This window comes from Solibacillus sp. FSL K6-1523, assembly GCF_038005225.1.
In the GTDB taxonomy this organism is placed as follows: domain Bacteria; phylum Bacillota; class Bacilli; order Bacillales_A; family Planococcaceae; genus Solibacillus.
On sequence record NZ_JBBOSU010000001.1, the window covers coordinates 2874844 to 2898307 of the forward strand.

A 23464-nucleotide genomic window follows, 5' to 3' on the forward strand; every position below is an offset into this window, starting at 1 on the left:
TTCTCTATATCCCCCCAATAATTGTTTTTACCATAAAACATTGATTATCTTGAAAAAAACAACAGTTAATCAGTAATTACTTTTGGTTGGATATCGTATTTAGAGTCAACAATTTGCTCAGGTTCATAAACATGAATCACTTTCAACTCAGCTTTTATAGTGAGTTCCACCGTTCCTACTTGGTCCATTAAGATCAAACCCTTATATTCTTTATTCTCCTTTTCATTCGAATTGACATTTTATCGCAATAATAAATAATCAAAACACAAAATGAATAGTCATTCAAAAGTAACATGACAAATTAATGATTTTAATGTATATATTAAATGAATTGGAATTCATAATTTGAAAGAAGGCGATGAAAATGATAGATGAACTTAAGAAAAAGGACCTTTATGAGAAAAATACAATTTTAATGATTGTTTACGGAATTGCTGCAGGTTTAGGAGGAATTGCACAACTTATTCTCGACCGTCCAATCGGTATTGCACTCTCTTTATTCATCCCTGGTTTTATTGCACTTGTCTATTTCTTAATCCAACGACAAATTCATGTATTACGACCATATTTCCCATATGTCGTTTTACTTGCAGGCGTAGTCTCGATTTACGGGACAATCATCGCAAACAAAGTGACGCTCGCTACAATTGTTTTAAGTATTTTTATCCTTATTTTAGGCAGTGTTCATAATAAAATTACTATTTTAATATTTGGCTATATTGGTTCAACAATCGGTTTAATTTTTAATTTTACAATGGATACAGGTGGTTTCGCGGTGGATCCTGCCAATGTTTTTGTCGTGCAAACATTAATGGCAGTAGCTCTCCTTTCACAAGTTCGTCAAAATAAGAAAATGCTTGTCAATGTCGAACAGCTTATGGAAGATGCAAATGAACGTGCGGTACATGAAGTCGCATTACACCAACGATTAGAAGCCTCAGTTCAAGGTATTACTTCCAAATTAGCACTTATTACAGATAGTACGAACAATGCAAGTGCTTCCAATCAGCAAATGATGGCTTCGATTAAAGAAGTGAGTGTCGGTTCCCATAAACAATCGGATTATGTTGGATCGATTGTGCAAAATACAGCAGCAACTACATCTGAAATTGAAAATATGGGTGAAGAACTCCGCGGGATTATTAATGAAGCTGAGCATACGAGTAAAAGTGCCGTGGACGGTGCCAATGTGATGAATCGTTTAAAAAATGAAATTGATCAATTTACGGAGTTTTTCGATGAGCTAAATACATCATTCCAATCTCTTTCAGGAAAAATTACGGAAACAAATGATTTTGCCACATCGATTCAAAAAATTACCGAGCAAACGAATCTACTCGCATTAAACGCATCGATTGAAGCAGCTAGAGCAGGAGAACACGGGAAAGGTTTTGCTGTTGTAGCTGAAGAAATTCGAAAACTGGCGGGCATTACAGATGATACGGTCAGCAAAATCGATCAAAACTTAGCGCAAGTTAATTTATTTAATAAGGAAACGCTCAATCGTCTACAAAGTGGAATTGCTCATATCGCGAATCAAGTGCAAATGGTGGAACATTCGAATTCAACGTTCACCGATTTGTTTAGCGCAATGAAAAATTTACAGCAAAGACTTGAACAATTTTCAAGCAGTGCAGAGTCCATTGAGATGAATAGTAAGTCCATTGAAACGGCAACGAATGAGTTTGCGGCAATCATTGAACAAAGCTCCGTTGCGATTGACGAGTTAAGTATTGTGCTTGAAAAAGTTAACCAAGAGCAACACATGATTACCGATAATATCGAGGACACTTATCAACAAGCACTTAAAATTATTGCTTAATCAAAGAAATTTTAAAAATTTTATCCATGAAAAAGGCAGAAATGTTGGTTTGGTTTTTCACAACATTTCTGCCTTTCCTATTTCGCTATTCGATTAATCTCCAACGCGGGTAATTTTGACATCTTTTAAAATCGTATTAATAACCCAGCTCGCCGCAAATAAACCTACTACAGACGGAACAAATGCGTTTGACGAAGGTGGCATTTGGGCTTTGCGAATTTGTGCATCCGGCTTCCCTACTTGCTCCACTACATCCGGACGAACGACAATTGGCGATTCATCTGAAAAGATAACTGGCACGCCTTTTGGAATGCCCTCTTTACGAAGCTTTGTACGAATCACCTTCGCAAGTGGATCGGTATGCGTTTTTGAAATATCCGCAATTTTAAAGCGCGTCGGGTCCATTTTATTTGCTGCACCCATGCTTGAGATAATTGGAATTTGACGCTTTAAACATTCTTTAATAACGTGAATTTTATACATCACTGTATCGGAAGCATCAATGACATAATCAATGCCTAATTCAAAAAATTGCTCGTATGTTTCATCTGTATAAAACATATGCATATCAATCACTTCACACGCTGGATTTATGTCGGCAATTCGTTCCTTCATAATGCCTGATTTTGATTTTCCAACTGTTGATAAATAGGCAACAAGTTGACGATTGACATTCGTAATATCAACATTGTCTTTATCAACTAATACGATACGCCCCACTCCGCTACGTGCACAAGCTTCAGCCGCAAATGACCCAACGCCACCAATTCCTAAAATCGCAACTGTTTTATTTTTTAATTGCTCTAATCCTTCTGTACCAATCGCCAATTCATTACGCGAAAATTGATGTAACATCCTTTAACCCCTCAATCTATATCATGCTACTAGGAATTATAACGATATCGATTCTTGGTTGCAAGTATAGATTAGCTATATATAAAAGGTTCTAACATATTGTTATAGGTTTTCTATTATCGATTTTGAAAAAGTGCATGCTTGTATAGCTGGCTAAGCGCATGGGTCAGACCAGCTTGTTTCAATCTTTTTTTTAAAGGGTTTTCTCGACAAATGGTGGAAAACCTATTTTAATTGTTTTTGATTACTACATATTGTTCAGTAAAATAATTTTTTAAAGAATTATATTTCTATTTTAGCTCATACTAAACTCGTTCAAAAAATGGCGAAATAAAATTGAAAAGGAAGTGCAAGTATGGGTATTTTAAGCGGTAATTCAAAAGACGAGCCATTACATTATGGTGAGGTATTTAGTATTTGGACAAATCTTGCTGCAAACTATGGCATGATTGCTGGGTATCAAACATTTTATAATCATGCTGGTGATAAAGACTTGAAAATAATTATAGAAGAATTTATTCAAGGTGCCAAAGAGGAAGTTAAGCCTTTAGAAAAGATTCTAAAAGTAAATGGCGTTGCATTACCTCCCGCACCTCCTGAACGTCCAGATGCAAAACTAGAAGATATCCCTCCTGGTGCAAAATTTAATGATCCCGAAATCAGTGCTGCATTATCATTAGACGCTGCTGCTTGTTTAGTTGCATGCAGTCAAGCAATGGGTATGTCTATTAGAGAAGACATTGGTTTAATGTATGGTCAATTCCATACAGCTAAAGCACTGCTTGGCGCAAAGCTATTACGCCTTAATAAGGAAAAAGGTTGGCTAGTACCCCCACCATTACATGTAAATCATCCAGAAAAGTAATAAGTGTTTATTACGCCTCGTTATCCCCCTAAATAATTAGTTCCCCAGTTTAAAAACTGGGGATTTTTTTACTTATTATTTTGAGTATTGTCGGATTTTTTTACTTGATTTGAGTTCTGATACTGTTCTTCTGTTAAATCGTTTTCTTCACGGATATCTAAATCATCGGGACTTAAATCTGTACCAAATTCTTCACGTGTTATTTCTTTTTTATTGTCCTTCTTTTTTTTCATATTTATCACCTCCAATTAATAAATTAACCATTTGGGAGTAATCTATTCTTGCAAGGATTAAAGCTAATTCGCATTTAAAATTACTTTCTTACTACTGCTTACTTTTGACAAAATATCAAACCCTTCCATACTGCACATTTTTTATTCTTTCGACTTGTGAGTTATAAAAATATCCCTAGCGCTGGGGATGTCCAATCTTGTTTACGCTCATTGATCCATTTAAAACCTTCTTCGAAATTTAACCAATCCATTACTTTACGTGTGCTGTTGAGTGTTTTAGTGATACCCATGTCTTGCATCATATTCACCATTAAGTTTAACCGATTGAATCGTTCATAATTTCCCCCCTACCATTTCCTACTCATTTTATTTCTAGCGTTTTATTGGTACACCTTCATTTTGCAAACATACTGCTAATTCGTTCATCATACTCACAGTGGCATCATGCGACTTCACTGCCTTTCCAAGCATTTCGGCCATTGAACCCTTGCCCTCGTGAGTAAACTACTTTAAACCAAAAAATGGCGTGATTTTCGTTTCTCCCTGTTACGATAGATAGGTAACGTAATTGTTCTTAATCAACTTTTGGACTAATTGTCAGTGTGTTTAATTCATGATAAAAATCTTCTGACAACTTTAAATCCGTTACATGATAAAAACGATATATTACAAATCGATTTTGTGATTGCTACTATTAGCATGTTCTTGAAAGCTTAATTAAGCAATTTAATACCTGCACACAAAAAAAGCGATTGGAATAAGCCGGTTGCTTCGTCCAATCGCAAATATTAGGGGAAAAATAACTATGGATCTTCTCCATAAGTTGAAGTTGACAGATTCATTGGGGCAGAGAGACGGCTATTCCCGAAATCATAATGCATGAGCACTATGCTCGGGAAACGCCTCCGTACCCAAATAATAAGCAACCCCAAATTACAAGGAAGAACTATAGAGCAGCTTTTTCTCATTGAAATTAATAGTATATATGATCCGTTACGTAGTGAGCTGGATGGATGAGACAACTTCTCCGACCACAACGCCCGCGTCATTTTTAATATGTTTTGAGCGAATTGCTTTTACATTTTCGATTGTCTCTTTATTCGCATAATCAATTTGTTCTAATAAATTAGCAATGATAATCGACCAAGGCATTTCTGAACCATTCATAATTTTAAATACAAAGCTCAATTTTTCCTTCTTTAAGGAAAAGCAATAGACCCCTTGTGCGCCACCTTTTGCTACAATGTTCGAGTCCATTAGCAAAGTAGTGCATATAAAGTTCTCAGACGCAATCATATTTGGATAGCCGTTCATTACATCTACAATTTGACTAATTGCGCTTCTCATTTTTTCATCTTCTATTAAATGGGGATTCGCTAACTTTAAATAAGCAATCGCCATATTTCGAAGTGGGATAGCGAAATTCGGTGCTCCACAACCATCCACACCTATAATTAGCTGTTCTTCCCCTACTTCACTCAATTCCATAATGCAACTTTTTATTTGTTGCTGCAACGGATGATTGATGTCACAATAATTTGCTAGTGGATAATCATTCGCCAAGCAAGCCGTTAAAAAGCCTAAATGTTTCCCTGCACAATTATGATATAATTTCCTTTTTTCGTACCGCGCTTGTATATAGTGCTCTTTTGCGCTTTCATTCAATGGATAAGAAGCGGCACAAATTAACTGTTCTTCTTTAAATGGCAGTTTTTTCAACAGTGATTGTAATCGGTCTTGATGATAGATTTCGCCTCGCTGTGAAGCCATAAAAAGCGCACTTTCCTCTGGCGTTATGCCCCATTTCTGAATTGCGCCAGTTAAAAAGATCGGAATGGCTTGAAATGGTTTCGATGCGGATCGAAAATAAACGGGTTCATGATTTTGCCCAACCGAGTAAATTTCTTCTTTCGCTTCATTCACACAGCTAAGTTGACCGATATGAATATTTTCCAAAATGCCACCGCGATATTCTTTTACAAACGTTTCGAAGCCCACAATACATCACAATCCTCTATTCAATAGTCAACTTGCTTTCGCGAAGCAAGTTAATGCCCCGGCGGATGTCACAGATTTTAAAAGGTAGATTTTCGAGCAAGCTCGAAAAAAATCTGGACGCAATTACGCCGAGGCGTAATTGATTATTTGCTTCTGTATTTGCAGTGCTGCCCCTTTCACAACACCGACCTTCGCTTGATTCGAAAATCGTAAATCAAAGTGTTGCTGAATGTCTGACCAAATATACTGTGAACACATTTCATGCAGTTGTTGTTGGAAAAGTTCATTTTGTTCCACCATTTCACCACTTACAATAATGGCTTCTGGCTCATATAAACATGCTAAATTATTTATCGCTACCGCTAAATACAAAGCCACGTCCTGCTGGATTGCGAGTGCCCATTGTTGTTTTGCAATCATGCTTAACGCTAGTTGTTCGATTGAATCAATATTTTCAGGCGCTCTTTTTAAAAGGGCACTTTCAGAAATATATAATGATAAGCAACCACGTTTGCCGCAATGACAAACCTCCCCGTCGCCATCTAAATTGACGGTAATATGACTAATTTCACCTGCACGATTATGCGTACCTCGGTAAAGTTCACCGTCTAGTAAAATCGAAGCCCCAATCCCAGTACCAATGCCTACTAAAATACAATTGGAAAACGTAGGTGCATATATATCACCGATTTCAGCCAAAATTTGCATTTTTAATTCATTATCCACGACGACATCACAGTCAAATCTTTCCTTCAAATCACTGGCAATTCCGCAATTTTTCCACAGTAGTTGCTCCGAAGAAAGGACGATTCCTTCATCATGATTGATAACCCCTGGAATTCCAATCCCAATTCCTTGCAGTTTTTCTATGGAAACGGCATTCTCCACCAGCAGCTCATTGACACTATGCTGGATAATATCGAGCGCATCTTCATAGCGTTTTTTTACATTACATTTCACTTCTTTAAAATCAAGCATTTCACCGATAAAATCGACAATGCCTATTTTAATGACAAAACAATCAATTTCAATGCCAATTGTAAATAAAGCATCGCCACGAAGATGAATGAGCGTTGGCCTTCTTCCGATTAACGTTTCTTCTGTTAGCCCTTCATATAAAAATCCTTCTTGCTCTAACTCTTGAACAATTCTCGTTATAGTTGTTGGACTCATTTTTGTATATTTGGATAATTGAATTCTGGATACAGGTGCCATTTGGCGAATCGCATCTAATACAATGTATTTATTTTGTTTCTTCATTTGCATTTGATCTTGCTTTTTCAATTTCATTCAGCCCCTAAAAAAAACATTTCAACTATTTTATCATAGGTAGCACAACTGCTATATTTTTATTTTAGCGGGAATTTATTGACACACATCTTATCATTCGTAAACGATTTCTTTTCCGAGGCGTGCGGATTCGTAAACGCCCTCCAAAATTCTCATGATTTCTACGCCATCTTCTACAGGAGCTTCGGACGTTTTTCCTTCTACGCAGCATTTAACAAAAGCATTTACTTCCATTTCAAAAGCATGTTCAAAATCAAAGGATAAATAATCCACTTGCGGATGCATATTGACAATCGTATTATTTGCTTCGCTGACAATTTTAAGTTCAGGCTCTAGCTCTGCCCCACCATTCGTTCCATATAGTTTAACCGCTAGTTCATCCTTCGCGGCATGAAGTGTATACGACACATCAACAAGTAAGGATGCACCATTTTCAAATGTAATGAGTGCATTGGCCATATCTTCTACTGAATTTTTCGTTGCATCATAGTCTGCTGTTTTGTAAAAAGATAGGTTTTCAATATTGCTTCGATTCCCTAAATGATGATACGTATGCCCGACAATCCGTTTCACTTTTGGTCTACCCATTAAGTACCAGCAAATATCAATAATATGCACACCGAGATCAATTAATGGTCCGCCACCTGATTTATCTTTATCCGCAAACCAACCACCTGGATTTCCGATGCGGCGAAGACATGTTGCTTTTGCAAAGTAAATTGTACCGAGCGTATTGTTATCAATAAACTTCTTTAAAATCGTTGTATTCGTTCCAAAACGGCGAACGAATCCAACTTGAAATACTTTGTTACTTTTTTGCGCTACTTTTTGAATTTCTACCGCTTCTTCATATGTCATGGATAATGGCTTTTCTACTAAAACATGCTTATCGTTTTCGAGCGCTGCCATTGCGTATTTTGCATGAGTATTATTCCATGTACAAATGCTGACCGCATCAACTTTAGGATCTGCTAATAATTCCTCAATGGAGCTGAATACTTTTTCAATGCCATAGTGATCCGCCTTTTCCTGTGCACGAGCGAGTGAAAAATCGTATACACCATATAAATGAACTGCTTCATTTTTTTCATATGATTTTAAATGAAAATCTGAAATCGAACCTACTCCTATAACACATACATTTAATTGTTTCATGCTTTCACGACCTCGCATTCCTCCCAAAATCTACGCACATTGTCCATCCCAATTTTTGAACCAACTTGACAATCTTCCATGCCTTCAAATTCAATCGTCAAATAGCCGTCATAGCCCGATTCTTTTACAAGCTTAACGAGTTGTCGAATATTTAAATCGCCATGGCCAACAATCGCGCCACGAATGCGATTGTCATGTACCGTTGTAAACCATTCGCCGCCACCTGGATTTTCGTAAAAAGGACGAATATAAAAGTCTTTAAAATGAACCGTTGCTGCGTAAGGTAAATTTTTCTTTACGCCAACTAATGGATCTTCGTCAATACATAAAAAGTTCCCAACATCGAGCGTCGTTTTAAAATTATCGCGGTTTACTGCATGAATGAGCTGTTGCACACGGTCACTCGTTTGGACGTTAAATCCATGGTTTTCAATCGTCGTCGTAATCCCAAATTGCTTGGCATAATCCGCTAACAACTGGCAACCGCGCACCATTTTATCAAAATTCTCAATATAATAATGGATAGTCATATTTTCTTTCGGCATTGTGAATAACGTGACATCATGGCGCATGATTTTAATGCCCATATGATGCACAACATCGATATGCTTTTTCAGTCTTTCTACTTCAGCTAATAATTCCTCTTCTGTTTCCTGTACAAAATTGGCAGGTAACGAATACGCCGATAGCTCCAGCCCTAATACCTTTGCTTTGTCTCGAATAGCTGTAGCAAGTTCATGATTATCGACAACCGAAAATTCATAAGGTACTAATTCAACGTGCTCCCCGCCATTTTCCGCCACCCAATCTAATACATCCAATACAGACATTTCATTTGTTTTCATTTTTTTAACCATGCTATAAGTACTTAATCCAATTTTCATTGTCTACACCTCTTCTATTTTTTTTACAAAATGACAAGCAACGGATTGCTGCTCAGTAATTTGTCGCATTTTTGGCACTTCTAATTTACATAGCTCCTGTGCGAGTGGACATCTCGTGTGAAATGTACATCCAGTCGGAGGGTTTTTCGGATTCGGTATATCGCCCTTTAACGTTTCCTTTTCTCGACGGAGTAAAGGATTGGCAATCGGAACAGATGCAATTAACGCCTTCGTATACGGATGTAATGGACTTTCAAATAACGCCTCTTTCGTTGCAATTTCCACGATTGAACCGAGATACATAACACCAATTTCATGACTTATATGCTCAACTACACTTAAATCATGTGATATGAATAAATAGGAAAGCTGATATTCCTGTTGTAGCTTTTTTAATAAGTTTAAAATTTGCGATTGAATCGAAACATCAAGTGCTGAAATGGGTTCATCGGCAATTATTAACTTCGGTTTTGTAATTAATGCCCGGGCAATTCCAATTCGCTGACGTTGCCCCCCGCTAAATTCATGGGCATATCGATACGCATATTCTGTGTTCAACCCAACAATATTTAGCATTTCTAGAACGAGTTTTTCACGTTCCCCTTTAGAAAGTTTCGTATGAATAATTAATGGTTCTTCAATAATCTCTTTTACTTTCATTCTCGGATTTAATGAAGCATATGGATCTTGGAAAATCATTTGCACATTTTCCCGTAAATCGCCTAATTCGGATTGTTTTAAATAACCTACTTCATTGCCATTTAACGTAATACTTCCTGAAGTCGGGTCAATCAATCTTGTAATGAGTCTGCCCGTTGTTGATTTTCCACAACCGCTTTCCCCAACTAAACTAAATGTCGTACCTTCTTTTATTTCAAAAGATACATCAATGACGGCATTGACATATTCTTTTTTCTCAAAGAGGCCACCTGCGATTTGAAACTGTTTCTTTAAATTTTTCACTTGTAATAGTGTATTATCCATGCAGAGCCACATCCTTACTTGCGTATAACCAACAACTACAAAAATGAGCGTCCGAAACTTTCTCAATTTGTGGATCTTGTTCATGGCATATTTTCATCGCATTCGAACATCTTGGTGCAAATTTACAGCCATTTGGCATGTTTTGCGGTGACGGTACATTTCCAGGAATCGAATCCAACACTTCTTTTCGTTCCCCGATTTTTGGAACCGAACTGATCAACCCCTTCGTATACGGATGTTTAGGATTCGCAAATAACTCAAACACATCCGCCTCTTCCACGACTTGCCCCGCGTACATAACAACAACCCGGTCACACATTTCGGCAACCACCCCTAAATCATGGGTAATTAATAAAATCGCGGTGTCATTCTTTTCTTTTAATTGCTTCATCAGTTCTAAAATTTGTGCTTGAATGGTCACGTCGAGTGCTGTCGTTGGTTCATCCGCAATTAATAGTTCTGGCTCGCACGCCATCGCCATCGCAATCATCACCCTTTGACGCATTCCACCAGATAATTGGTGAGGATATTCATTCATCAGCTCTTCTGCCCGACCAATTCCAACACTTTTCAAAATGCTGATTGCATGCGCTTTACTTTGTTTCCGCGAATATTTCATATGCATTTCAATCGATTCCGTTAGTTGCTTCCCAATTTTTAAGACGGGGTTTAATGACGTCATCGGCTCCTGAAAAATCATGCTTATTTTTTTCCCACGCAACTGACGCATCGCCGCTTCATCGAGCATTGTTAAATCGGTTCCTTGAAATAAAATCGAACCGTTTTTAATTTTTCCCGTCGTGCCATGGAATAATCTCATAATGGATAAGGAGGTAATACTTTTCCCGCTACCTGACTCTCCAACGAGACCGAGTACTTCCCCTTTTTGAATCGAAAAATGGACACCACGCAAAATTTTGATTTCTTGTTGATCTCTTTTGAATACCGTTTCTAAATTCGTCACTTCTAAAACATTTTCTCTCATTGCTCCTCCTCCCCACTTTGTTTAATTATTTTTGATTTTCGGATCTAATACATCGCGTAAACCGTCGCCGATTAAATTAAAGGCAAGTACGGTTAAAAATATCGCGATCCCAGGCATTAAAACAACATGTGTTGCCGTCCCTAAATAATCTCTGCCACTGCTCAACATGACACCCCATTCTGGCATTTCAGGGCTCGCGCCAAGTCCTAAAAAACTTAAACTGGATGCCGCAAGAATGGCCGTTCCAACACGCATTGTAACGAAAATAATAATTTCACTAATTGTTTCAGGGAAAATATGCTTATAAATAATTCGACTATGTGAAGCCCCCATTGATTTAGCTGCTTCTACATACACATTTTCTTTCGCATTCAGCGTCGCCCCCCGTACTAAGCGCGCAAACGATGGGATACTAAAAATCATGACCGCAATGATTACGTTATTAATGCCCGGTCCTAATATCGCAACAATGGCGATAGCTAATAGCAAATCTGGAAATGAAAATAGTACATCACAAGTACGCATAATGACTTTGTCAATCCAGCCTCCAAAATACCCACTAATTAACCCTAAAATCGTCCCGAGAATTAACCCTAAAAATACAGCACTGAAACTTACCGTTAACGAAATTTTCGAACCAACGATTAACCGACTAAAAATATCCCGACCATATTCATCAGTGCCAGCTAAATGCTTGCTACTTGGCGTTTCTAAAATCACATTATAATCTGGCTCAAAAGGATCATACGGCACTATGTATGGTCCGATAAATGCAGTAACAATTAACAACACAATGAAGATACTCGCGATTAACGCTGCTTTTTGTTTTTTAAATGCCTTCCAAAATTCTCTTACTGGAGAGTATTTTGCGTTTTTCACGTGAATGGCGTCTTGTTTTACAAGTGATGAAGACTGCATATCCTCTCCCCCTATGATTGAAGTTGAATTTTTGGATTTAATTTGGTGTACAAAATATCCACTATCAAATTCACAAGAATGAATTCAAAAGCAAATAATAATAGAGCAGATTGAATAACCGGATAATCTCGGAATGAAATCGAATCAATTAACAACCTGCCCATTCCAGGAAAACTAAACACCGTTTCCACTACAACTGATCCCCCTAGTAAAAAACCAAACTGAAGTCCTGCTACGGTAACAACCGATATAAGTGAATTTCTTAACGCATGTTGCACGACGACTGTTCGTTCTTTTAAGCCTTTCGCTCGTCCGGTACGAATATAATCAGATTGCATCGTTTCCAACATCGAAGACCTTGTAAAACGGGCAATCATCGACATAATTCCTGCCCCTAATGTGATGGACGGTAAAATATAACTGCTAAAACCATTCAGTCCCCCTGTAGGTAAAATACCGAAAGTGACTGAAAAAATTTGAATTAAAATTAATCCTAACCAAAATCCAGGAAGAGAAATACCTGATACTGCTGTCATCATGCCTAGGTAATCTGGCCATTTGTTTTTATTAATGGCTGAGAAAATCCCGATGATAAGTCCCATAATCGTCGCCCAAAACATCGATAAAAACGTTAAATAAATGGATGGCATAAACCTCGTTTTAAACATATCAATGACTGGTAAGCCGGTTGTTAGCGATGTTCCTAATTCCCCGGTCACTAAATTTTTCATATAGCTGAAATACTGCACAATAATTGGTTGATCAAGGCCTAGGCTTTTTCGAACGTTTTCAACTTCCTCTAATGTGGCATCTTTTCCTGCAACTAAACGAGCAGGATCTCCTGGAATTAGATGGATGAATAAAAACGTCAATATGGAAACAACGATTAATATCGGAATCATTTCAACAATTCGTTTCACAATATATTTCAGCATTTTTTCTCCCCTTTCCAATTTGTTAAAAAATGGTGGATCCCCTACATTGTGAAGCCACCTTTTCTTTTAATCAATTACGCCTCGACGTAATTGCGTCCAGATTTTTTTCGAGGGCCCACAGGACGTGGGTCAGTCAGCCGTTGTCACACGATGTGACGTCCTTAGGCAGACTTCCTCTTTAAAAATCTACCTTTTAAAATCTGTGACATCCGCCGGGGCTTAGGCCAACACGATGTTGGTCACAAAGGCGTTGTCACAGGACGTGACAGGTTTAGCCTTTGTTCCCCAATTCAGCTGTGGTTCGAACCACCACTGAATAGAATTGCATTTTGACATTCATCTCTCACTTATAGAAGTAGGGAATGATTGCTGAATTTAGTCAATCTTCGCGTTTGCAACGTCCAAACCGCCCGTTGGATTCACAATAACACCGCTTACATTTGAACGAACACCGTATAAGATTTCATCGACGCCTAAGAAAATCCATGGTGCATCTTTATAAATTGTGTCTTGTAAGTTGGCGTAAAGCTCTGTTTTTCTTGCTTCATCGGAAATCGAGTTCGCCTCATCCATCATTTTGTCTGTTTCTGGATTGTTATAATAAGCTGTATTCGCACTGTTTGGTGGGAATGATTCACTATGGAATAATGGTTTTGTCGCATTCGTCACATCCGATGCATACGATGACCAGCTCACATACCACATTTTCAATTTCGCTTCTTCCGGCGTTTGTGCACCGTAAATTTCATCTGAAAGTGTAGCCTCTTCCATTGATTTAATGATGACCGTAACACCAATTTGCTTTAATTGTTGTTGGATAAATTGCATACCTTTCATCGTGTCAGAGTTTGTATTACCCCAAATTTCAATTTCCAATCCATCTGGATATCCTGCCTCCGCTAATAAGGCCTTCCCTTTTTCAATGTCTTGGTTATATACTTGTTGCTGCTTATAATAAAGCGTTTTAGATGGGATAATTGAATCCAGTGGTACACCTAATCCAGAATTAACCACTTTTAAAAACGCATCTTTATCTACCGCATAGTTGAACGCTTGTCGCACTCTAATATCATCAAGTGGTTTTGAAAACGTATTTAAAGATACATAACGCGCTATTGTTGATGGCACAGAATTAACCTTTACGTCCTTTGCTTTCGAAAGTTCATCTTGGTTTTGTGCAGGTACTGGATAAATGGCATGCGCTTCACCTGTTTTTAACATCGCTACACGTGAACCATTTTCAGGTACTGGTTTAAACGTAACTTTTTCAACACGGTCATTGCCGCCCCAGTACTCATCAAAACGCTCAATTGTTAAATAATCACCTTGCACCCATTTCGCAAATTTATATGGGCCTGTTCCAATTGGATTTTTCGGAATATCCGCGCTGTTTTCCTTAATGATTTTTGGACTCATCATTTTCGCAACGGCAAAACGTGTCACCATTGGACCGTATGGCTCAGATAAAGTAACTTTAATTTCATAATCTCCTAAAATCTCAATACCATTTACTAAACTAAATCCACGTGAATATAAACGCAAACTACTATCATTTGTAATTCGTTCAATATTCGTTTTCACAGCTTCCGCATTAAACGCTTCCCCGTCATGGAATGTAACACCTTGTTTCAACTTAAATGTATACGTCATTGTATCTTCACTAATTGTGTAATCCTCAGCTAATACTTTAATAATTTGACCTTCTGCATCAAACCCTAATAATCCTTCCATCATCGCTGCTTGCACAGAGTTTGAATTTGTATCTCCCGTATTATGGGGATCCATTGAAATAAAGTTCTCATTCACAGCAATTACTAATTCTTGAGCTTTCTCACTAGTTGGTGTATTACTATCTCCAGCGGTGCTAGATTCAGTTGATTCATTTGTTGGTTCATTCGCTGGCTCAGTTGAATCATCATTAGAGCATGCTGCTAACACAAAAATCATCGCAAAAAGAAATATAAAATATTTTAATCCCTTCATTCGTTTCGCTCCCTTTGTAAAATTTATAAAAATATTTCCTTTATGATAAAAGAAAATAGTTCTATCCTTTTATTTTCTCCAATGGTGAAAATAAGTAGTTAAAAAATATATTCCCCTGTGGAATGTTTGTCGCGCATGAACTTGTAATACTTGCAAAAGCTGTATTATTAAGGCTAATAAAGAATTGGTATAGCTAGACACACATCCGCCCATTCATTATTTTATTCGTGCTCTTTTCTTAATATGCACCGATACCCAAAATTATTCCGCATCAAAAATAGGCTCATCAACATAGCAAATGTTGATGAGCCTATTTTTAATTAACTAGTCCACATTGAAAAAGTTATTCGTTTACATATTTATAACCTATCCCACGAACAGTTTGAATACGTGTTGGTCTACTTGAATTCACTTCAATTTTTGAGCGAATTTTTTTAATGTGAACATCAATTGTCCGATCAAGAACATCCTTCTCATGGTAACCATACAAATAATCAATTAAATCTTGGCGGCTAAAAATCACATTAGGGCGCTCCATAAAATGATACAACAATAAAAATTCATGTTTCGTAAAATGGATGACTTCATCGTGAAGAATAACTTCACCCTTCCTCGGCTTAATACATAAACCGCGATCCACGATTTTTTGACAGTATAAACCTGTTCGACGCAAAACTGCTTCCATTTTAGCGGTTAACTCAATCATTTCAAAAGGTTTTGTAATATATGCATCTGCGCCAATTTTTAAACCGTGCACTTTGTCAGCTACTTTATTTTTGGATGAGACCATAATGATTGATACTTCATTTCTTCCTTGCTCACGTACCCATTCACAAAAATTTTCTCCCGACATTCCCGGGAGTATTAAGTCTAGTACAATTATGCATGGATATTCCATTAAAAATAAATCCATCGCCTTTTCAGCATCATTTGCCGTTATGACATCAAAACTAGCCAGTGCTAATTCATCTTTCATCATTTTCTGCAATAATAAATCATCTTCAACTACTAAAACTTTTTGACGCATCCTCTTCACCTTTTGATAGTTATTTGATGTATTCGATTTCTTTATTTTTTCATTTAACTTCTATTATAACAAATGAATGTTAAGTTTTTATGAAGTTATATCAATATAATAAATAACACCGACTCTCATTAATTTAACGTCATTTTCACAATATCAAAATAATTACCTATCCAATCTTAATTGTGAATTTTTTGTATCAATTTCATTTTCCAGATTTTTTTACGCTTAATTGTGATTTTTATCACAGCAAATTTTTAGTACAAAATATAAAATTAAGGTAACAAGAAGGGAGTGAGTAGCATGAATATCAAATCCTTATTCATGTCAGTCATTGGAATTATTATATCAATAAGTTGCGGCGTTTTTGTCTATAATCAATTTGTTTCAGCTACTATCAGTCAACAAGCACCGAATTTAGAAGTCTCAGAGGTTACGAGTCAACAAGTTAATACTGGTGCTCCTTCCAATAAAACAGCATTTAACCCGCCTAGTATGGATGATGTACCAGATGGGCCTATGAAAGAAGCTATTTTATACGGTTATGATTTAGTCAATGAAACACATAGCACCGCTTCTGATAAAGTGGGCGCAAATTTATCTTGTACGAGCTGTCACGCTGGTGCTGGATTAACAGAAGTCGCGACGCTTGTCGGCGTAATGGCGGACTATCCAAAATACATGCCTCGCCCAAATGATATCATCACAATCGAAGAACGTATTAACGGTTGTATGGTACGTAGTATGAACGGCGAAAAATTTGAAACAGACAGTAAAGAATTAAAATCAATGGTCGCTTATTTTAAATATATTTCTGAAGGTGCCGAGATTGGCGGAGAAAGACCATATGCAAAATCAGTAGATATGAAAGTTATTCCTACGCCAAGCGTTTCAGATGGTGAAGCACTTTACCAAAAATCTTGTATCGCTTGTCACGCAGCAGACGGTTCAGGTAATGGTCCGAATATTGGTCCCGCTTTATGGGGAGACACATCCTTTAATGATGGTGCTGGTTTAGCACGTTTATCAAAAATGGCTGGTTATATCCAAGCTTATATGCCAATTGGCGGAGAAAAATCGTTATCAGATCAAGAAGCAGCAGATTTAGCAGCTTTCATTTTAACGCAAGATCGCCCAGTTTGGAAAAATCATGATAAAGATTGGGCAAACGGTGCCCCTTCAGATATCATGACTGAAGATCGTCGTAAACAAGCACAAAATGGCACGCTTAATTGGGATGAAGTTACAGCAGGTTTTAAATAAACAGACTAAAAAGTCACAGCTCTGTAAAATGAGCTGTGACTTTTTTTGTTAAGTTATTGTTATTTCATTTTAAGTAACGCTTCAATACCTCGCATGCCTGCAATAATTCCAAATGCTTCAGCCTCAGTTGTAACCGACTCTAATGGTGCTTCAAGTAGCTCTTCAATCGTTTTCACTCCGACCGCTCGACCCGCGATAATTTTACGGTCCGCTAATTTTTCATTTAACAGATTAACATCTAAAGCGCCACACATAATATAACCAACATGATTGGAAACAGTAAGTAATGTTGTTTTCGGAAGTCTTACAGTAACTGCCGAAAATTTACGCCCTTGCAATTCAATATTTTCCCACGAAATCATCCACATCACTCCTTCTATCTATACATATGACAAAAAGTGTGTGGATGACTCTATATTATGTTGGCCCATCTTTTTTTAAATGAATACTGCCTGTCGCTTGATTTAATCTATGATTATTACTTTCCGCTTGCGCAGCCGCTCTTAATTCTTCCAGTGGAATTTCATCTGCTGTTTCCACTTGTGCTGCCTGTGCGAGCATTGCCTTCACATCGTTGTAGGAAAGTCCTGACGCAGCATTTAATTTCTTGACCGCATCAATATTTGTACCTGCTTTTGTGACATTCGGTTCGTTCATCAAAAACACCTCCTCCAACAATAGGATGTACGGATTGGATGGAGTTATGTATGAATATGACGTAATTCTCGGATTTACTAAAGTACGATAACACATATCTATTTGTACAATAATTTTAACGTTCCTATATCCGAGAACTACATTATACCATTTAATATTTTTACCTTTTTTTTAAAATTGATTCATACAATTTCTTAATAACGACTGTGCATATGCACTATTTTTTCATAAAAAACATTATTTCCATAAAACAATGTTATTATCCTATCAATAGAGTATAATGTTTACATATTTGACATATAGGAGGATTAATATGAAAAAGCTAGTTTTATTTTTTGCAATGTTGTCACTATTATTATCACCATCATTAGTAGCTGATGCACATTCCGGACGAACGGATAGTAACGGTGGTCATAACTGCTCTGAAAAGTCTAAAGCAAAAGGACTTTGTACGGGGTATCATTATCACAACGGGGGCAGCGGATCAAGTTCTTCAAGCGCTCCAAAGTACACAGCTCCTAAACAAACATATGTAAGTGCACCAAAACCAGTGCTAGTTACGGCCGATGTCTATATTAATAACGTGGCGCAAAATTACAATCCAGGCGCTTATATTAAAAACAACACTACTTTAGTACCAATGAAAGCAATTTTTGAATCTCTTGGCGCAACGCTTACTTACGACAATGCAACGAAAAAAGTAACAGCCTACAAAGACAACAAAACAATAGCTATTGGCGTTGGAAATAAGAAAGCTTATATTGAAGAAAACGGTATTACTACTGGGATTGATTTAACTCACGCAGCTGAAGTTCATCAAGGTACTACGATGGTTCCGTTACGTTTTGTAAGTCAATCACTCGGTGCAAACATTACGTTTAACACAGCAGCATCAATCGTATATATTTCAACAAAATAATCCCCGCAACATCTGGCCAGCAGCATCATTTATTTTGATGCTGCTGTTGTTATTAGGATTTTTTGCTCCATTTTACAACTTTAAATCTTTTTACTCACAAACAACACAAAAAAACCTATCTACAATTAGATAGGCTTAAGACAAGGAAATGGACGAATCCCAACTATGCCGTATGTTACCAACATCGTTTTTGATCCCACATTCTTGTAGGTGGGTGCCCTAGTCGCTACGTTAAACGTCCCGCTCCGTCAAAATAATGGGGCATGTTTGCTCTAGCGGTAATAAGAAGCTCCCAACGATTAATTGTTCGGTCAAAAGCGTAAAATAACATTTCAAACGAACATCTTAGGATTCGTGTTAAATATATCTTATCACCATTATTCTGAAAATTCAATCACAAATTCATCTTCTTGAAAAATATTAATTTATTACTAGATAAATTACATTTATCGTTAAAAAAAGCATAATTTCATTTTCAAAAATTAGATCCACTTACCTAATCACAAAAAAACATGCCCATTTCCATCACTTTTTTAGTTTCTAGGCGCAATCTAATTGGCCACTCTATTGTGCAAGGAGATGATCTGTCCGCCCATGTAATAAAGTTTTTGGTCCAAAGTTTTTCTTTTACATGACTCATAATCGTAATACCTACTCTTTCTCTAGTAATCGATGACGAATAGTTTGAAGCGTTCGATGCGTAATTTCTAATTCATCCTGTGAAAATCCGTACACTAACCTTTCTTCTAATTGTGTAATTCTTTGTTGTAGCACTTCATATGTTTGTTGCCCCTTTGTCGTAATTTGAATATTTTTTTTACGCCGATCAATGGTTGAAGGATGAATTTCTATTAAGTTGATTTTCGTTAAATATTTGATAGCGCGAGTCACATTTGCAGGATCATAATTTAAAAGTTCCCCTACTTCTGAAAGGCTTAATTGCGGTTCAGTAACCAAGTATTGAAAAACAGCCCAGTCTGGTCGACGCAATTCGTATTCCTCTAAAAATTGATTCAACTGTTTACCAAATGGATGAAAGGTTAACATAATATCAAAAAATACTTGCTTACTTAAATTCAAAAAACATCCCGCCTACCTTAAAGTACTTGTCATTGACAATTAAATCTTATATAAAAATTATAAATTTCATCTTTGAAAAATGCAGCCATATATTTGAAATTTAAAATCGATTACGACTTAGCTAATACATATCCAGATTTCCATAAGTTCGTTCATTAGGGAAAGCTTAAGTTTCTTTATTTATCAATGTGGGAGAATTGTACAAAAAAAGCGTAAAATCAGCCATGTGATTTTACGCTTTTCATCCATTATTTCTCTGCTTTTACAGCTGTTACTTTTAAGCTTAATTCTTCTAATTGTGCATCCGAAACAGTTGATGGCGCAGCTGTTAATAAGCAGCTTGCAGATGCTGTTTTCGGGAATGCAATTGTATCACGTAAATTTGTACGTCCTGTTAGTAGCATTACTAAGCGGTCAAGACCCATTGCTAAACCACCATGTGGAGGAACACCGTATTCGAATGCTTCTAATAAGAAACCGAATTGTGCTTTCGCTTCTTCTTCAGAGAATCCTAGTAACTCAAACATTTTTGCTTGTAAATCAGGCTCATAAATACGTAATGATCCACCACCAAGCTCATAACCGTTTAGCACGATATCATATGCTTGTGCACGCACTGCTTGTGGGTTTGTGTTCATTAGTTCAAGATCTTCATCGAATGGACGAGTGAATGGGTGGTGCGCTGCATAATAGCGTCCTTCTGCTTCGTCGTATTCGAATAATGGCCAGTCCACAATCCATAAAAATTCGAATTTTGATTCGTCGATTAACTCTAATTCTTTACCAAGTTTTAATCGTAGCGCACCTAATGCATCTGCCACGACAGATGATTTATCTGCTACGAATAATAGTAAGTCCCCAGCAGTTGCTTCTGTTGCTTCTAAAATGGCAGTCGCAGCTTCTCCTTCAAAGAATTTCGCGATTGGACCGTTTAAGCCTTCTTCCGTTACTTTTAACCAAGCTAAACCTTTTGCTCCGTAAACTCCCGCAAATTCGCCTAATGCATCAATATCTTTACGAGAATAGTTTGCCGCAGCACCTTTAACGTTAATCGCTTTTACTTCGCCACCGCCAGCTACTGCATTAGCAAATACACCAAATGCACTATCTTTCACGATATCCGATAATTGCTTTAACTCTAAGCCAAAGCGCACATCCGGTTTATCCGATCCAAAACGGTCCATTGCTTCTGTGTAGCTCATGCGTTGGAATGGTGTCGCCACTTCGATTCCTTTTACATCTTGCATTACTTGCTTCAGTAATCGCTCATTCATTGCGATAATTTCATCCATTGATAAGAATGAAGTTTCAATATCGACTTGTGTAAACTCAGGTTGACGGTCTGCACGTAAATCTTCATCACGGAAGCAACGTGCGATTTGGAAGTACTTTTCAAATCCGCCGACCATTAATAATTGTTTAAATAATTGTGGAGATTGTGGTAATGCGTAAAATTCGCCATCATGAACACGAGATGGTACTAAATAGTCGCGTGCTCCTTCAGGTGTTGATTTCGTTAAAATTGGTGTTTCCACTTCTAAGAAACCTTCATTTTGTAAGAAGTTACGAATTGTGCGCGTAACATCTGAACGCATTTTAAATGTGTCATACATCACTGGACGACGTAAGTCTAAATAACGGTATTTTAAACGTAAATCTTCTGAAACTTCTACATTATTATCAATCGCAAACGGTGGGTTTTTCGCTTCATTAATAATCGTTAATGATGTCGCTGAAATTTCGATTTCACCAGTTTTAATATTTTGGTTTACTTGAGATGCATCACGTAATACAACTTTACCAGTTACTTCGATTACGTATTCATTACGAATTTTATTCGCTAATTCTAATGCGTCTTTTGCTTGATCACCAAATACGATTTGAACAATCCCTTCACGGTCACGCATATCAACGAAAATTAATCCACCAAGGTCACGGCGTTTTTGTACCCAACCTTTTAATACTACTTCTTGTCCTTCATGTGCAGCCGTTACTTCGCCACACGCATGTGTTCTTTGTGCCATTTTTTTATTCCTCCGCTTACTATTTGTTTTCTAAAACATATTGAACAAGGTGACCAAACTCTACTTTTTGCTGCTCCCCTGTTGCCATTGCTTTCACATTAACTGCTTGCTCTTCTATTTCTGACTCACCTAGTACTATGACAAATTTAGCATTTGCACGATCGGCCGCTTTCATTTGTGCTTTCATTTTGCGGTCTGCATAGTCAATATCCGCTGAGATACCTTTTGCACGGAATGAGCTTAGTAATTCTACTGCTTTTAACTTTGCTTCGTCTCCCATTGCGACAATATACATGTCTAATGCATCTTCCGTCTCTAGCTCAATGCCTTTCGCTTCAAGCGCTAATAATAAACGCTCAATTGACATCGCAAAACCGATACCAGGAGATTCAGGACCACCAATATCTTCTACTAAGCCGTTATAACGACCACCACCACAAAGTGTGGTAATCGAACCAAAACCATCGCCTGTAATCATAATTTCAAATGCTGTGTGGTTATAGTAGTCTAACCCGCGCACTAAGTTCGGGTCTACTTCATAAGAAATCCCTAAAATATCTAGGAAGCTTTTTACTTTTGTAAAGTATTCTGAAGAGGATTCCGTTAAATAATTTGTTAATGCTGGAGCAGTTGCCATTGCTGGGTGCTTCGCGTCGACTTTACAATCTAAAATACGCAAAGGATTTTTTTCTAAACGGCTTTGGCAATCGCCGCAAAGCTCGCCAACTACCGGAGTAAAGTGGTTCATTAACGCTGTGCGGTGCGCATCGCGTGTTTCCTTATCTCCAAGTGAGTTAATGACTAATTTTAAATCTTTTAAACCAAGTGATGTATACACATCCATTGCAAGTGCCATTACTTCTGCATCAATCGCTGGATCTGCTGAACCGATTGCTTCCACACCAAATTGTACGAATTGGCGATAGCGACCTGCTTGCTGACGCTCGTAACGGAACATTGGACCTGTATAATAAAGCTTTACAGGTTGATCTGGATTACCAAACATTTTGTGTTCCACATACGCACGGACCGCTGAAGCTGTACCTTCTGGACGTAATGTTAAGGAACGATTTCCTTTGTCGATAAAAGTGTACATTTCTTTTTGTACGATATCTGTTGTATCACCAACACCTCGTTGAAATAGCTCGGTTGATTCGAACATTGGCGTACGAATTTCCTTATAGCGGTAAACATTACATAGTTCACGAATAGTTTGTTCTACTTTTTGCCATTTTTCCGATTGTCCCGGTAAAATGTCCTGTGTTCCTTTAGGTACTTTAAAATTCATATAAAGCACTCCTTTCATAACTGTTTTGACCAATCTTTTAAGAAAAGCACATTTGCGGATACGTAGATAATTATTAGAAAATAAAAAAAGCTCTCGCCCCTTGCAAAAATTGCAAGGGACGAAAGCTCAAAATATGAGTTCCGCGGTTCCACCCTAATTGATGTATTGCTACATCCTCTCGAATTCGGATAACGGCCGATTCCGTTTTTCCCTACGATTTCAATTGTCGAAATTTCGGGAAAACGCCTCTCAAGTGTTGTTCACATGTTACATACTGTAGGAAAGATTTCAGCCTGTGTCTT

The 23464-nt window shown here is 37.4% G+C and carries 22 protein-coding genes, 1 other RNA gene and 1 other annotated feature (1 of these 24 cut by a window edge); of the genes, 4 read left to right on the forward strand and 19 right to left on the reverse strand.

Annotated features, from left to right (window positions below):
• Positions 1 to 65: 65 nt before the first annotated feature.
• Positions 66 to 188 carry a hypothetical protein gene (locus MHI10_RS13860; RefSeq protein ID WP_340786333.1) on the reverse strand — a complete coding sequence of 41 codons (123 nt, stop codon included), beginning with the start codon at positions 186 to 188 and terminating at the stop codon, positions 66 to 68.
• 176 nt (positions 189 to 364) lie between these two features.
• Here MHI10_RS13860 and MHI10_RS13865 point away from each other — a divergent pair, with 176 nt between their 5' ends.
• On the forward strand, positions 365 to 1822 hold the full coding sequence (locus tag MHI10_RS13865) for a methyl-accepting chemotaxis protein (protein WP_340786335.1): 1458 nt from the start codon (positions 365 to 367) through the stop codon (positions 1820 to 1822).
• 93 nt (positions 1823 to 1915) lie between these two features.
• On the opposite strand, the gene MHI10_RS13870 is transcribed toward MHI10_RS13865, so the two are convergent.
• Positions 1916 to 2677 carry a tRNA threonylcarbamoyladenosine dehydratase gene (locus MHI10_RS13870; protein ID WP_340786336.1) on the reverse strand — a complete coding sequence of 254 codons (762 nt, stop codon included), beginning with the start codon at positions 2675 to 2677 and terminating at the stop codon, positions 1916 to 1918.
• A gap of 355 nt (positions 2678 to 3032) precedes the next feature.
• Here MHI10_RS13870 and MHI10_RS13875 point away from each other — a divergent pair, with 355 nt between their 5' ends.
• The gene (locus MHI10_RS13875) at positions 3033 to 3542 is read left to right on the forward strand and encodes a DUF3231 family protein (RefSeq protein WP_340786338.1); all 510 of its coding nucleotides are present in this window, start codon (positions 3033 to 3035) and stop codon (positions 3540 to 3542) included.
• Positions 3543 to 3610: 68 nt separating this feature from the next.
• On the opposite strand, the gene MHI10_RS13880 is transcribed toward MHI10_RS13875, so the two are convergent.
• The 11 genes from MHI10_RS13880 to MHI10_RS13930 form a co-directional block, all read right to left on the reverse strand.
• A complete protein-coding gene (locus MHI10_RS13880) occupies positions 3611 to 3775 on the reverse strand; it encodes a hypothetical protein (RefSeq protein ID WP_340786340.1) in 165 nt (54 codons plus the stop codon).
• Between the two features lie 993 nt (positions 3776 to 4768).
• Positions 4769 to 5773: an asparaginase gene (locus MHI10_RS13885; protein ID WP_340786341.1), complete on the reverse strand. Its 1005-nt coding sequence runs from the start codon at positions 5771 to 5773 to the stop codon at positions 4769 to 4771.
• Between the two features lie 123 nt (positions 5774 to 5896).
• Positions 5897 to 7057 carry an ROK family transcriptional regulator gene (locus MHI10_RS13890; RefSeq protein ID WP_340786344.1) on the reverse strand — a complete coding sequence of 387 codons (1161 nt, stop codon included), beginning with the start codon at positions 7055 to 7057 and terminating at the stop codon, positions 5897 to 5899.
• 99 nt (positions 7058 to 7156) lie between these two features.
• Entirely contained in the window at positions 7157 to 8218 is a 1062-nt protein-coding gene (locus MHI10_RS13895; RefSeq protein WP_340786346.1) for a Gfo/Idh/MocA family protein, read from the reverse strand.
• Positions 8215 to 9102, reverse strand: a complete 888-nt coding sequence (locus MHI10_RS13900; protein ID WP_340786347.1) for a sugar phosphate isomerase/epimerase family protein — start codon at positions 9100 to 9102, stop codon at positions 8215 to 8217. The genes MHI10_RS13895 and MHI10_RS13900 overlap by 4 nt, the downstream gene beginning before the upstream one ends.
• Before the next feature lie 3 nt (positions 9103 to 9105).
• Positions 9106 to 10086, reverse strand: a complete 981-nt coding sequence (locus MHI10_RS13905) for an ABC transporter ATP-binding protein (RefSeq protein WP_340786349.1) — start codon at positions 10084 to 10086, stop codon at positions 9106 to 9108.
• Entirely contained in the window at positions 10079 to 11071 is a 993-nt protein-coding gene (locus MHI10_RS13910) for an ABC transporter ATP-binding protein (protein WP_340786352.1), read from the reverse strand. The genes MHI10_RS13905 and MHI10_RS13910 overlap by 8 nt, the downstream gene beginning before the upstream one ends.
• Before the next feature lie 21 nt (positions 11072 to 11092).
• Positions 11093 to 11989, reverse strand: coding sequence for an ABC transporter permease (locus MHI10_RS13915; RefSeq protein WP_340786354.1), 897 nt, complete (start codon positions 11987 to 11989; stop codon positions 11093 to 11095).
• 11 nt (positions 11990 to 12000) lie between these two features.
• Positions 12001 to 12924, reverse strand: coding sequence for an ABC transporter permease subunit (locus MHI10_RS13920; protein ID WP_340786356.1), 924 nt, complete (start codon positions 12922 to 12924; stop codon positions 12001 to 12003).
• A 375-nt stretch (positions 12925 to 13299) separates the two neighbouring features.
• Complete coding sequence (locus MHI10_RS13925) at positions 13300 to 14907, reverse strand: glutathione ABC transporter substrate-binding protein (RefSeq protein ID WP_340786359.1); 1608 nt, start codon at positions 14905 to 14907, stop codon at positions 13300 to 13302.
• 343 nt (positions 14908 to 15250) lie between these two features.
• A complete protein-coding gene (locus tag MHI10_RS13930; RefSeq protein WP_340786363.1) occupies positions 15251 to 15934 on the reverse strand; it encodes a response regulator transcription factor in 684 nt (227 codons plus the stop codon).
• Between the two features lie 300 nt (positions 15935 to 16234).
• Between MHI10_RS13930 and MHI10_RS13935 the strand changes: the two genes are divergently transcribed.
• Entirely contained in the window at positions 16235 to 17194 is a 960-nt protein-coding gene (locus MHI10_RS13935) for a c-type cytochrome (protein ID WP_340786366.1), read from the forward strand.
• A 59-nt stretch (positions 17195 to 17253) separates the two neighbouring features.
• Here MHI10_RS13935 and MHI10_RS13940 read toward each other — a convergent pair whose 3' ends face one another.
• Both MHI10_RS13940 and MHI10_RS13945 read right to left on the reverse strand, forming a co-directional pair.
• On the reverse strand, positions 17254 to 17556 hold the full coding sequence (locus tag MHI10_RS13940; RefSeq protein WP_340786368.1) for a YunC family protein: 303 nt from the start codon (positions 17554 to 17556) through the stop codon (positions 17254 to 17256).
• A 55-nt stretch (positions 17557 to 17611) separates the two neighbouring features.
• On the reverse strand, positions 17612 to 17851 hold the full coding sequence (locus MHI10_RS13945; RefSeq protein ID WP_340786371.1) for a hypothetical protein: 240 nt from the start codon (positions 17849 to 17851) through the stop codon (positions 17612 to 17614).
• A 313-nt stretch (positions 17852 to 18164) separates the two neighbouring features.
• Between MHI10_RS13945 and MHI10_RS13950 the strand changes: the two genes are divergently transcribed.
• Positions 18165 to 18770, forward strand: coding sequence for a copper amine oxidase N-terminal domain-containing protein (locus tag MHI10_RS13950; protein WP_340786374.1), 606 nt, complete (start codon positions 18165 to 18167; stop codon positions 18768 to 18770).
• 152 nt (positions 18771 to 18922) lie between these two features.
• Here MHI10_RS13950 and ssrS read toward each other — a convergent pair.
• The 4 genes from ssrS to hisS all read right to left on the reverse strand — a co-directional run bounded on the left by ssrS (position 18923) and on the right by hisS (position 23162).
• A non-coding RNA gene (ssrS, locus tag MHI10_RS13955) (6S RNA) lies at positions 18923 to 19125 on the reverse strand.
• Positions 19126 to 19421: 296 nt separating this feature from the next.
• Positions 19422 to 19850: a MarR family winged helix-turn-helix transcriptional regulator gene (locus MHI10_RS13960; RefSeq protein WP_340786376.1), complete on the reverse strand. Its 429-nt coding sequence runs from the start codon at positions 19848 to 19850 to the stop codon at positions 19422 to 19424.
• A 248-nt stretch (positions 19851 to 20098) separates the two neighbouring features.
• Positions 20099 to 21874, reverse strand: coding sequence for an aspartate--tRNA ligase (gene aspS, locus MHI10_RS13965; RefSeq protein WP_340786378.1), 1776 nt, complete (start codon positions 21872 to 21874; stop codon positions 20099 to 20101).
• Between the two features lie 19 nt (positions 21875 to 21893).
• Positions 21894 to 23162 carry a histidine--tRNA ligase gene (gene hisS, locus MHI10_RS13970; RefSeq protein WP_340786380.1) on the reverse strand — a complete coding sequence of 423 codons (1269 nt, stop codon included), beginning with the start codon at positions 23160 to 23162 and terminating at the stop codon, positions 21894 to 21896.
• Positions 23163 to 23273: 111 nt separating this feature from the next.
• Positions 23274 to 23464 (reverse strand) — a binding site (T-box leader) (it continues 52 nt past the right edge of the window).